The organism is Paenibacillus tepidiphilus (genome assembly GCF_008635795.1).
GTDB classification, from domain to species: Bacteria; Bacillota; Bacilli; order Paenibacillales; family Paenibacillaceae; genus Paenibacillus_AQ; species Paenibacillus_AQ tepidiphilus.
Genome location: NZ_VWRQ01000003.1, coordinates 124,224 through 138,007 on the forward strand (window position 1 = coordinate 124,224; position 13,784 = coordinate 138,007).

Consider the following 13,784-nt stretch of genomic DNA (forward strand, 5'->3'; position numbering starts at 1 on the left):
AGAGAAGTTGCCCGCAGCACCAGTGATGAAGCGCGCTGCGGGCATCCTCTGCTATTGATTGTCGGTAATCAGCTGTTCCAGACGGATGGCAATCGCTGCTGCCTGTACCCGCGTCAGCTGTGCGGCTGGATTCACCTTGCCGCCTTCGCCGAGAATAATTCCGTTCTTGATGCTGGCTGCAACTGCTTTGCGTGCCCAAGCCGGAATTTGCGCCCCGTCAGCAAAGCCCGCGAGGATGTTATCCGCTTCGGCATCGCTCAGCTCGGAGCCTGCGCTGACCTGGGCCAGCAATCTGCCGAGCATGGTCATCGCTTCGATCCGCGTCAATGCCGCTTGCGGTGCATAGCGGCCGCCTTCCAGTCCGGTAACAATGCCCAGACCGGAAGCGATAGACACGCTGCGGTTATACCAGCTGGTACCCGCCACATCCGTAAAGCCGGATGCCGGAGCATTTGTGTTCATCAAACCTGCTGCACGGAGAAGGATCGTCGGATACTCGGCCCGTGTAACCTGGCCGGCCGGATCAAAGCGACCGTCTGCCTTGCCAAGTACAAACAGCTTGGCCGATGCCGCTGCGATCACTTCCCGGCCCCAGCCCGCAGGCATATCCTTGAAGCTCTTGTCATTATGGATGAAGTAAAGTGCGCCTGCTCCGGTCAGCTGCACATCGACGGCCTTGCCGGAAGCGTCCAGCTTCCAAGGCACCGTAGTCCAATGTCCGGCTTCATCCTTCAGCACCACCGCTGTAAGCTGATTCGCTGCAATTGGTGAAGGAATACTTGCCTTCAGCTTAAGCGCAGGTGTCCAGCTGCCTTTCGGCAGATTACCGGAGATGGTGAGGCCTGCTCCGGATGCCAGAGCGGTAAAGCCTTGCTGCGTAGCAATCTGCTGAATGGCTTCTTGATCGGCGCTGCTGTTCAGTCCGATATGGAGCTGCAGCTCCCCGTTTACGCCGGACAGGTTCGCCGCAGTGAGCACCAGCGTTCCCATCGGCAATTCGAGCTTGATCTGTTTCTTGGCAGCCTGCAGTTGTTTAATCACTGCTGCGTCTACACGGATGCTGAAGCCTTCAGCAGCGGTATCCGCAGATTGAATCACCATGTCGCTGCCGCCTGCGGATTGTTCATCCGTAATATGCAGAACCGCAGTGCGGCCATTCCACTGTGCCTCTACGGCTTGCCCGTTAACAGTGACCGCTGCGGCTTGTCCCGGCTCTTCGGTCGGTGCCGGCAATGCGCCGCCACCGCCGCCGCCAAAGCCGCCTCCGCTGCTTGAGCCGCTCCAGATGCTTGCAGCCGCCTGGCCGGCACCCGTGGCCAGCTTGTCTGTCGATGTACGCTTGGCGATAACTACTGTTGAGCCGGCAGCTGCACTAATAATGCCGTCCAGCGGCAGCAGCTCCCAAGTGCTCAGATCTTCCTTGAAGGCCGGAAGCTTGACTTCCGAGGTGAACACTTTGTATGCCAGCTGTTGTCCGGTCATATCGCCTGTCTCCGTTATCGTTAAGCGGGTATGCTGATAATCCGATGTGATAGGCGACGCGGTCACTTTCAGCGTTCCCAGCACCGTCGGCTCAGGAACCTCAACCGTTGCAACGGTCATTCCTTCGAGTGTCACTTCTTCCGACAATTTATACTCTGCCTGAATCAGGCTCGCTCCAACAGAAAGGGCTGAAAGCTTGCCCGCCCCCGTCAACGCCACCGCATCCTCGCCAGCGGCCACTGTATAAGTGATCTTGGCGAGCTGTTCTGCAGTCAACGCTTCTTCCTTGAATTTCGTCTTGCCGTTCTCATCCTTGCCGTCCGCATACTTGAAGTAAGCTGTCACGTTGCCGCTCTCGCCCGGTTCAAGCACGTCCGGTCCTTTCACAATCAGCGCCACCGGAGCCTTAAAGCCGTTGTTGGTGATATTCACCACGGCGCTGTTCTCATTGCCGGCTTCATCCGCAGCCATAAGGGTCAAGGCAACGGTGGAATCACCGGATTTGACGGCTACTGTTCCGCTGAACGCGCCGTTATCCTGCACCTCTATCGGTGCCGATACGGTCTTGCCGTCTACCGTATATTGCGCAGTAAGCAGTGTTCCGGCTGTTGTCGTTCCGGCAACCTGGATCAGCTCCTGCCCGCCAGTCAGCGCCGTTCTGTCTCCCGTTACCGGAGAGTCAATGTACAGCACTGGAGCAATGGTGTCGACGGTCAGATACAGCATCGTTACCGAGACATCCTTGGTCTTCATGTTTCTGGCTTTCAGCTCGATGGCAAACGGTCCGTCGGTCTGGAACTGGTCCAGCTTCAGGGTTCCTTTGCTGCCGCCGGCCGTCTGATTCGCAAGCGCCACTTTGCCGATGGATTCCTCGGCATAGAAGGCTTCTACAGTGACATCCTTCTGATTGGAAGTAATCGTCAGCGTCTGCTCCGTCTGGTTGGTCAACAGGTTAATGTAATTGCCTGTATCCTCCACCTTGCCGGAGGAGCTCACCGTCAGCTTCGGCTTGCTGATCGCCGGAAGCAGTGTCTTCGGACTGCTTGCAGCTTCTGCATAATGATAATTCTGATTCTTGTCGTCCTGTTCAGTAGGAACCGTTGCGGCGGAAACACCGATGGTATACTCACGGTTCACTTCAAGGCCGGTGTACTTAATCTTCTGGACATCTACGACAGTGCCTTCAAGGCTGTCTGTATTCACCTCATCCGAGGTGGACAGTGCTTTCCAGCCACCGATCAGAATGCCCTCATACTTGCCGCTGCCTGCATTCCAGTAAGGCTGCAGTTCTTCTGCGGTATACAGAATCTCGCCAAACGGAGCGTATTCTTCCATTCCGCTAGCTGTGGCTACCTTGGCATCGATCACATAGCTGTGCTCGTAAGCCTCATGTCCGGCTTTCTCCGCGCCAGGCTTGAACGAAAGGGCGAACAGCCCGTTGCCGGCCGGCTCTACTTCTACATTGCTGACCTCTTGCGGCGCAAGCGGGTCAACTATTTCAAATTTCTGCGGTGAAGTCTTCGTTCCGAAGGTCGCGCTGGATTTCAGCTCTGCACGCAGATAATAATTGCCCTGGCGCAGCAGTCCGCGGATATCCTCCGGATTGTTCATCAGCATTACATTGGTTACGTCAATAACCGTGCTGCCGCTGGTCACACCGCTGCTAACCGTACCATTCTGATTAACCGGTACGTCTTTGGCGATCAGGAGACCCGGATCTCCCGGCTCCAATACTTCCTTGCCGTCGATTACCGTTGTCTTGGCGGTAACTGCATCTTCAGCCAGATACAGGTTGACGGTATCGCCTTCCTGAGCGTTCGATACTTTCCAGGAAGCGTTGAACTTGTTCACATTCACGCTGTCCTTGGCCAGATTGACTTCCTTTAGTTCAGGCAGCGTCGGAATGTTCAGCAGCTTCGTCTCTACCGCCGATTCCGCCGTCAGCTTCCAGGTACCGCCCTTCGCGGCTTGAGCCTCCGGAATAATAACGTAAGCTCTGCGGATATCGACTTCGTCGTTCAGCTTATCCTTATCCGGTGAAACATAGCTTGCCGGAACGTATTGGGTAAAAGCATTGGCCGTCGGATCGGTATTCGTGTTATCGAACTTGATCGGATACGCCTTGCCCGCTGCATCCTGCAGCGTGAATTTCGGCATGTCCTTGCTGTCATACTGTACTTCAATAATGGCATTGCCGGTGGTCGTGCCCATAGGAATCTCATGGATGCGGCCGCCGTTCTTCACAGTAATGCCGCCGGTGCCGACATTCATGGAGCCGTTCTCCACATACTTCACACCTTCGGCAACTTCGCGGTAGATGATATCCTGGTTCTCTTCCTCGGTTACAACCCGGGATGTCGCCAGAGTCTCCACGCCTTCACCGATGACCATGAGGGTTGGCCCCCGCTCCGGATCATCGACGACGAGGTGAATCATGCCTTCCGGCAGATCGTCGGCCGATGTGCCGAACTCAATGCCACCGTTCCAGTAATAGGTAATGCCAAGGGAAATCAGCAATACGCTGATGCTGCCCCATACCTTGTCGTTGTTGACACCGAAGAATACACTGGACAGCGGCATCCCTCCGACAATGGGCACATCGTTCGGAATTTGTACTTTCGAGCCGATGTAGCCTTCGAAATCGGTCCGGTTCTTCTCCAGATTTTGCCCGACGAAGATACCCGCTTTACCGACAACAATGTCCCAGCCGCCGATATCAACCTCTGTCGCGACTCTTACGAACCAAGGCGTTACCCACTGGGTCTCCAGCAGTGCCTGGGTAAGCATCGGCAGGCGGTCATCTTCTTCAGCGTCTGCATCGGCGGAGAAGTCAAGCTTGCCTTCCACCTTCAGACCGGTCCGTTTCACCGTTAGATCCACATCGCCGAAGAAATAGGCCGGAGCAATACCGAAACGCATGCCCACACCTGCTTCAATGGTCAACGGGAACGGATCTTCATCCGTACCGCCGGCAATCGTGTCGGCGAGCTCGCGCACTGCGCCGCGGACTGCAGTTAAATAAGTAGCACCTGTTACCAGAATGCCGGGAGAAGGAAGCTCGGCGCCAAAGCCGATGACATCCGGCAGGATGCGGCCGTCGGCCACTTTTTTCAGTGAGAATTCGATCTCCACACCAAGCATGTTCTTCAGTTGGGCTCCGAATGCCAGGCCATATTCATTGCCTTCACCTGAGCCCTGTACCACGTGATTAATGGTAATCTCGCCGCTTGGAGCGTCAGGACCTTCATCGTCCGATTTGTCTTCCTCCGGTCCGAACAGGCCCATGTCCTCGTTCAGATCAAAGCCGAGCGATGCTTCCACACCATAGAAGCCTTTATTATTAAAGATAACGTTCTGAATTTCAGCTGTTACTACCTTCAGCGACAGCGAGCCGCCAAAGGAAATTCCGCCTTCTCTGAGAATAAAATCATTGAAAGAGAAGCCAAAGCCGTCAATCGCAAAGCTGGGTGCACCAAACAGTGACTGCTTGTTAAAGTACACGTCCTCGATCATAACCTGGCGCAGCGGATTAAGCCGGTCGCCGACGCCGCCGATGGCCCACTTCAGACTGCCGTTCAGGCTATCGTCTTCCGGGTTGTCGTTAGGCTCTTGTTCTTCGTCTTCCTCTTCTTCCTCATCCTCCGGCGTCTCCGCCTTCGGAATGTTAAAGTTCTCGTCTCCAAGCGACTTGGCGAAGCCGTTGAAGAAATCCAGCGTCCATTCGCCTTTATGGAAGACAAAACCGCTGCTGGCTACGCTGAGCGTGCCGTCGCCCTTCACGAACAAGGTGTCCAGGAACGGCATATTGTCCGGAACCTTTGTGTTGAAGATTTCCAGCTTACCGCGGACAAAAGCCAAATCCTTGCCTGTATAGGCTACGGCGTCGTTAATGATGGCGGGTTCGGTCTTCGTATCAACGATGACCTGCTCATCCGCACCGCTGCCGACCTGTTTGATCATCCCGCGGACGGTGACCAAAATCTCGCGTTCATAGTCGGCATCCTCATCTTCGACTTCTTCCTGGAAGGCTTCGAAGTCTTCTTCGGACTCAAACAGCATGTAGTTATAGATCGGAGTCTCCTCCAGCGCTTCATCATCCATGAACTCGCTGAGCTCGAAATCCGGATCGACCGCTTTGCTGGCCATGCCGAACAACGCTTTAGTCTTCTTATACTCCGTCACTGCGCTCCACAGGAACGCTCCGTCTTCAAAGGGCTCGCCCGGATACAGTGAATTCAGCTGCTCCAGCAGGTCTCCGCTGACTGATGTTCCGTTCGCCACGCCGCTGACGTCCACAAGCTCCTTGTAAATGACCATAATTCCGGCTTCACGGATCCGCGATTCGTCGTTGTCCGTAACGAGGAAGGTCTGCGGTGTCGACAGATCGTACATCGCCGCCACTTCTTCATCGCCGCCGGCGTCGCCTTTATAATCGATCTCCACCTGATATTCGCCAAGCGGCAGTTCAGGACCCAGATCGGCTTCAATGACATTGCCGCCTTCGTCAACCAGGTCACCGCCGCTGTACGTAATCCGCATAGCGCCGGAGAACCCGTCATCGGTAGGCTGCATTACTATGCCATCCTGCACGTTAACCTTGTACCGGCTGCCGTCGGCCACATTTTTGAAATATAAATCGAAGTTCGGCTGCGTAGTCTCATTGCCCGTATTGTATGCTTCAAGATTGGACAGGTTGACCGTCACATACTTCACATCGGTGCTGTACAGCTCTTCCGGCGCCAGCGAATATGAATACGTCGGTGTCGCTTCGCCGATTGGCGGCAGCAGGATGAAGTTGGATTTGTTCGATTCATACTGCGCCTTGATGCCTTCGTCCTCAACGCCCTGAACCTTGCTTTGCGTTTCCGGACTGCGGGCTGAAATCATATACTGTCTCGTAGTCGGCCACGGTCTGCCCTTGGCTTGCACCCGGAAGGTAGCAGTAATGGCGTCACCCGCTTTGTACTTCGGCTGAATACCCTGAGCCGCTTCCTCCGGCGTCGCCGCCTTTTTGAATTCAAGCATTTTGCTGCGTGTGTTCTCCAGCACAGGGTTTCCGTTCGCATCGAGCACGTCGTTGCCCTTCTCATCCTGCTTGACGAAGCTGAGCCCGCTTTCCAGCGTCATCTCCACTTCAATCTTGGAGTGCTCCATATTGTAAGCCTGGAGATTCTCGATTTCGGCGGTGATATTGAACACGCCATTGTCCACATATTTCTCCGGTACCGTCTCGCCGGGAGCAAGCTCGGTAGCAAGCTGCTGCACCGTATCGAGATAGCGGATGGAGAACACCTTGTCCGGAGCGACGATCTCGCCGAGGCCGTATACGGTCTCGAAGCTCTGGAAGCCGCCTGCGGCAATATTCTCCGGATTCCAGTAGAAGGCCACTGCGGAGTCAGCCGTCCCGTAATCATTGGTGTTCCGCGTAAAATCCAGGTTCGGATGCACGGTATAGTCCCACTTGGTGTTCGCGAGACCGTTCCAGTGTCCGACAATCATCTCATCCACGATGTTGATGTTCTGTTCTGCAAAGTTGTTGAAGCCGTAAGCCACCACATTCGTGGCCAGCGGATTGGTCAAATCCAGCTTGTCGCGCATAACCCAGTATGCCGGGATTTTAAAATAATTGCGGTCCTCTTCCGGAATGGAAGCATTGTCCTCCGGGTTGTGCACCAGCTTCCGCTCCACCTGCAGCGGGGATTTGTAGCCCGTGCCGATCTGGAACTGCGGGCCGTCGTTGCCGCCGACCATCGTATCCAGCAGAATACGGCTGCCGACCATGACCTGCGCCCCGCTCTTGTTGTTCACTTCATAGCGGATATTGACGTTGCCTGAATTGGCCGCGTCCTTACTGTCGGTGTAGAGCATCAGAATCTGCTTGATCTCTACGCCCTTGATCTTCCATACCATTTCGAGCTGCTGCGTGCCATCCGCATTAGTTACAACCTTCGGTGCGGTTGTCTCGGAATAATGGCTGCTGTCGAATTTGTAGCTATTGCCGTAAATATAGTCTGTTCCGTCGATCCGGAACGTTGTAAACGATGTTTCCGGGTCGTCGCCCTGGAACAGCAGGTTAACATTGTCGTCATTCTTGCGGATCGGCTGGCCGTCTACGGTACGAATACCGTAGCGGCCAGTCTTGTTGTCCACTGTTACCTTGATGAATTCATTCTGTATGGTCGTCGTATCCGGAGCCGTAATGGCTTCCGCCAAGGCATGCACACTCTCGGAGGTGGACAAAAACACCATAATCAATGTGAGCATCAACGCCGTTGCGCGTTTGAGCAGCTTCACCGTGAGTTCCCCCTGTTCATTTCATTCTCTCTATTTCACGTTGCCGACAAAGAATGTGGCAAATTCACGGTCCCGCTCCTGGGTCCGGACGATAATCGTATACCAGCCCGTTTTCGGGAAGGTAACCTTGAACTGGCTGCTCACCAATTGGTCATAGGTCAGCTTCTGCTGCAGCACCTTCATTTGACCTTCACGGTACAAACCGGAGTAATACAGAATGTCAAACGTACCGGCCTGGTTCACTTTCTCCGTTCCGCCTACGTTCATCACGTTATAGCCGGATACTTTGAAGGTGAGGGTGTTCGTATTGAACAATGCCGTTTCACCGGACGAAGCCGAGATCAGCGTGTCATCGCCGAAGATCAGCAGTCCGCCGTCCTTGACCACAATGACATCCTGGTAGGCCACGGTTTCGTTGCCCACCTGGTCCACCGCCTTGTAAGTTACCTTCTGGCGTCCCAGCTTGGTCAAGTCCAGACCTTCGATTGATACCTTGATATTGGCTGATTTCGAAACATTGTCCGTTGCTGTATAACCGCCCAGATCCGTTGTAAATTTGAAGTCCTTCTTGTTCTGCACAATGCCCACGGCCGTCTTGTTCAGCGTCAGCTCGGGCGCGGTATTGTCAATGCCGGAAATCGTCACCGGCACCTTGTTCACATTGCCCAGCAGGTCTGAGATCGTCATCACGGTCGAACCGCTGTTCTCAAATACTCTGGAGTAGCTGAAGGTTCCGTCTGCTTTGCTGACCTGGTTCGTATAGCCCAAACCGCCCTCAATCGGTTTTGCGCCGGAGAACAGCTTGTTCGGCGATGCAATTTTGCCGCTGATGGTTGCTTGAACTTTGCCTCTGGCGTATTTCTTGCCGTCAATTGTCACAATCTTATCCGCTGCGACTTCTTTGCCGTCCGCATCCACGAAGGTGTAGACGATATCTTCCGGCTGCGCCGCAGCGGTGACAATGTTGCCAACCTTCTCTTTGACTACGGTTGTATTGCCAAATTTATCGGCAACCGTAAATGATGCTGTGCCATTTTCGGTCAGCGTTACGGTCTGGCTTCCGCTCACCGGTATGATTTCCTTGGCAGACCCGTCTGCCTTCTCTACAGTAAGCGTCACTCCGGTCGAGAACAGCACATTGCCGCCGCCGTCCGTGATCGTACCAAATGACTTGTTGTCTTTACCGTAGTTGTAAGTCCGAACTACCTTAACTGCCGGAGCTTCCTTATCAATGTTGTTGACGGTTGCCGTAACGGAACCCGGGTTCCCGGCCGCATCCTTGAACTCGAACGTAAAGCTGCCGTTCTCCTTGAAGGTATAGGCGTTCTTGCCGCCATTGTTCGTAATGACGACAGGCTCCGAAGTCTTCTGAAGATAAGCTGTCACATTGCCGTTGGTGAATGCCGCATTGGAGTATTCCACGGTTCCTTGCGGTACTGTGTTGTCGATGTTCTTCACCACAACGTACAGCGTATCGGTACGGTTCTTGTTCGCCTGATCCGTCAGATCGAAGCTGTAGAAGCCGTTCTCCTTCACATTGAACCGGTTGCCGGTCCGGGACGGTACGGCCGGATTGATCTTCGACGGCTGTACACGGATTCCCGCAGGTAGTGTGAAGTCGATATCTGCGCCGGCCGCTGCCGTTACCGGTCCGCTAGTTCCTTGTGTTGCCAGCGCGTACACCGGCTGGTCTTCCAGCGCCTCAGCGCTGAATTCAAGCTTCGCTGCTTCGCTGATCTTACCGCCCGGTGTGCGGTACTTCACCTGAACCTGCAGCAGGTTCGGATCGCCCGAAGGCACCTTTACCGCCACAAAGTTCGTATACGGACGCCAGTTCTGCCAGCTCACGCCGTTATCCGGCGATACGGAATACTCGTATCCCGATTTATCTTCCGTCTCCAGGCTCAGCTTCAGAATAGCGGTATAGCCGTCCTCTTCGTCGCCAGACAGGTACACGAGCGACGACTGCGCGTCTGCCGGAGGCGCATCCTTATCCGCAGATGCTGACACCTTGAAGATGCCTGCCGTTGCGGTGATCCCGCTGTTCCCGGCGCCGTCTACAGCCTGAACATACAATCTGTAGTCGGCGATTTCGCCGGGCTTCAGCACTTTGCCGTCAATGGTCACTACTCCGCCTGCCGGCAGTGCCTGCCAGCCTCCGGAGGAAGCGGTCGGTGCATCCGCATCTGCTTTGACCCATTGGTAGTAGCTCTGAAGATTGTTCTTGCTGTAGAGCTCCGACACTGTGACCTTCGTATCCTGTTCCGCCAGCGGATAAGCCACTTCGTTGATGCTGAAGGTCACGCCAGGTGCTTCATTATCGAAATAATACGCCTTGGAATAGAAATATGTCTTGTCGCTGTGCTTCACGATCAGATGGATATACTGCGTGCCGCTGAATGAAGCATCAGCAGGAATCACATAACTGTAGGTCGCTCCAGTTACGGTAACTGCCGCCGTCTTGGCTGCGTTATCCGCTACGGTCTCCGCTTCAGCGATTGGTTCCGCCGCAGCCTCCTGTGTCGGGGCTGTTTCAGGAGTTGCCGTTGCTGCCGGAGTTGTTGTAGCTTCCGGAATTATTGTAGCTTCCGGAGTCGCTTCGCCTTCCACTGGCGCTCCAGCATCGAGCGGCTGCAGTGAAGCTAGCTTGTTCTCCATGGCACCGGAGGACAGAAGCTTAAGAATCGCCACCGGGCCGACTTCGGCTGTAACTTCAGGCTCAACGCCTTCTTCCGGTGCCGGCAATGTGCCTTCCCCTTCAATACCATCCAGTGCGGCTGGCGCAGCGTCCTGCTGAACAGCTTCCAATGCGGTAAATGCTCCTTCCGCCGGACGCAGCGAGCTGCCGCTGACGGTATAACCGACATATTCCGGCTTTGTTCCGCCGATTTCAAAGCTCACATCATGACTCTGCACATACTCCGGATTGGCTTCCGGCGAGAATGTCGTCGGAATGCTCTCCTGCGAGCTGACTGCAAGCGGCTCGGACATCGGCGTCTTCACCACTTCATTGCCTGCTTTGTCGAGCGCCTTCAGATACAGCCAATATGCTCCGTCTTCGTCGATATCGTCAGTAGCGGACTGTGTTACCGTGGTGCCGGAATAGCTGGCCGGCTTCCACTCCACATCAGTCGGCGCTCCGCCGTCCTTGACCCATTGATATTGGACGGTCTGGATTCCGCTGTGCGGGTCCTGCACCAGGGCTTGAACAGTGGATTTATCCACTGCGGCCAAAGTGACCGAAGGAACCTGGTTGTCCAGCTTCAGCACACCGATTTCGTGAGTCCAGTTGGAATCTTCCTGCATGAAATCTTCGAGCGGCCATACGCTCGTATCGCCATATTGGCCTACAGCGGCAAGCGCCTGATTGTCAGCGTAGAATACCTTGTCTGCGTCCGAGCCGGCCGCTTCGGCGACCCAGGCATCGTATACATCCTGATGGTCGGCTTTATAGTCGAGCATCTTCTCATACTGCATCAGCTCTTTGGCCGAATCCCAGGTCATATCCGCAGTCCAGGTATGCAGATACCATTCACCGCTGTTCTCTGAAGTGAATGCTTCAGGAGGCGGCGAGAGCAGGTTGGTCTTGTTGTTGACGACCTGCAGCTGCACATCCTCATATTTGCCGGGGTACAGCTCTTCGGACGGTTGCTTGGCGGCAAGCGCATAGCGCTTGAGTGCTGCAAAGTTCTTGTCTCCAGCCAACGGATCGGCCTTGTCCTGGCTCCACATGTAGTACACGAGACCCACGGAAGGCGATGCCTCGGCCGACATATTGGAAGGACGGTAGATGCCGCGGCTTGGACGCTCCTTGTTGTGGTCTTCAACAACCGGATCCTGATCCGGAACCTTAATGGAAGGATCATTAGCGTCGATCGTCACTTTGCCTTTCTTCTGATAAGTGACATCGCTGGCGCCGCCGTTTTCAAAACTGTAGCTGATCAGCGGCTTTGTATTGTCAATAAAGAGATTGGCCCAGTCAATCTTGGAGTTGACCAGCGAGATATCGCTGCCATACGGCGGGGTCTCATCTGTATAGGTCCCGTCAAAGTTGGCGGGTTGGATCAGCAGGTTCCCTGCATAGTCCTGAATGACGTTTCTATCCACCTCAGTACCGGTTTTCGCATCATTAGAGATGGCGATAGCTTTCAAAAGCGGAGTCTCCACCTTGACGCCATCCGGCACAGTCATGCTGAAGGTCCAATTTCGTGTGTTGGAGCCTGCAACATAATAGGCCTTCATTCCGTTATTAAATAAAATGTAAGTATTTTTCACTTCCCAGCCGGTCTTGACGATGGCTTCCTCAGTCATCTGGAGCGTAAAGTCGATTACGTCTCCTTTGTTAAGCGTGACTCCGGTAAGAATCTCCGGCTGAATACCATTGGCAGTCTTGCTGTACTTCGGCCGCACCGCATCGACGATGACGCGGAAACCGCCCTTGTCGAAATCAAACGGATTGATATTTTTGCCGCTGAGCCAGGTATTACTACCTGAGCTTGGAAGGTTATTGAAGTTTACCGTAGCCAGGTTGCCAGCTGCGTCGCGCAGTTCAGTTGAGATGAACTTGTTCTCCAGCGACAGGTCCATCTGGGCCGCACCGCTTGTTCCGCCAGTTATCAGAGGCTGCAATGGAAGATTGCTGCTGTTATGGAACGGTACCCCGGTATAACGGTAAGCGATCTTATCGTGATAAGTGCCCAGATTGCTTGCCGTAAAGGTTGTATTCGTCAAATATTGCTGTTGACCGGCTGCCGGCAATAATGTATCCGGATCATTCAAAAACAGCTTATGCTGCAGGAAGTAGCCGGCATTGCTTGAATTCAGCGTAGTCGGCCGCACCGGCTCCGAGAAATTATAGGACAGTGTAATATTCTCGTCGCGTTTCACATATAGCTCTTTCTGGTTAATATTAGTGTTAAGACGTTCAGCACCATTTCCGGTAAAGGTGTAGCTGTTCAGCACCGGGCGCTGCTTGTCCTGGAATTTGAGATAGAAACCATATGCGCCTGTAGGCTCACCTTTATTACCCTCACCAGAGACATTGATGGTGATCCGTGAATTAGGATTGATAATGGCTGAAGTGCTCATTGCCCGTTCTCTATCGCCGTGTGAGCTATCAGACAGAATTACTTTTCCGTCAAGATTAACACTTGCTCCACTTACGCGTGTCCAAGTAGTAATCCCAAGGACTGAACCTTCATCGTAGTTAAGATATCTCCACCCGACCAGGACTTCGGTATGACCACTTAGTGCCATATTTCTAAGAGCAGCGTTGTCCGCAATATTCAGTTGAAACTCTACTGAACCGCCGTCATCATTAGGAACCAGGATATCTCCATCAATCCAGTTCACTTGCATGTTGTCGATTGAATTAGATTTAAACCCTGCCTCCCGATTGTTATTAAAGTTAATCAAAGCGTTTTGGGCCTCATAGGATGCATTACCTACCCTGGCCGCACCAACCATGACTTGCTGATCGCCCGCGCCCGCGGCTTCCACCTGTCCTGCCCATGATGTTGGCAGCAACGTTATTAACATACTCAAGATCACACTGATAGCGGTGAATTTCTTCGCCTTCCTGCTGTTCAGCAACTTGATGTTCCCCCTTATTCTTTCGTTCAACTTCGTCCGCCGTCACCAAGAATCGCAAATTCCGCTGTCATCTCTCTCTGCCCACGATCCCGCATTCGCTCCCTTCCATCCGGTTTGACGGACAATAATTAAATTCTAAATACCTAATTTGTGATAGCTTCGATTTATTCTATCAGTCCACTCTAAACAAACTCTTAACAAATCTCGACAAAATACTAGTAAATAGGTACTAATTTCGACAAAACGCAAAAAAATTTTCAGTAACCTGCTTCCCGCCCGTTAAACATTCATATATCTTTTATTTGATATACAAAAAGAGCCACATGTTTGTTATCCAAACGTGTGACTCAAAAGCTTGATTTTAATGCAAGTCATCATGCCGATTGCCCGTAAAAGAGCAATATACGGACTTAATT

The 13,784-nt window shown here is 53.6% G+C and carries 2 protein-coding genes; both read right to left on the reverse strand.

Translation table 11 applies throughout. From position 1 onward, the window contains the following. Positions 1–51: 51 nt before the first annotated feature. Complete coding sequence (locus F1379_RS04765) at positions 52–7,776, reverse strand: S-layer homology domain-containing protein (protein WP_150266920.1); 7,725 nt, start codon at positions 7,774–7,776, stop codon at positions 52–54. A 30-nt stretch (positions 7,777–7,806) separates the two neighbouring features. Beyond that, positions 7,807–12,864, reverse strand: a complete 5,058-nt coding sequence (locus F1379_RS04770) for a DUF5011 domain-containing protein (RefSeq protein ID WP_150266922.1) — start codon at positions 12,862–12,864, stop codon at positions 7,807–7,809. Positions 12,865–13,784 lie beyond the last annotated feature (920 nt).

Bases quoted from the DNA above. Each gene is read 5' to 3' on its own strand.
- F1379_RS04770 (WP_150266922.1), bottom strand. From the start codon at position 12,864: ATGAGCACTTCAGCCATTATCAATCCTAATTCACGGATCACCATCAAT.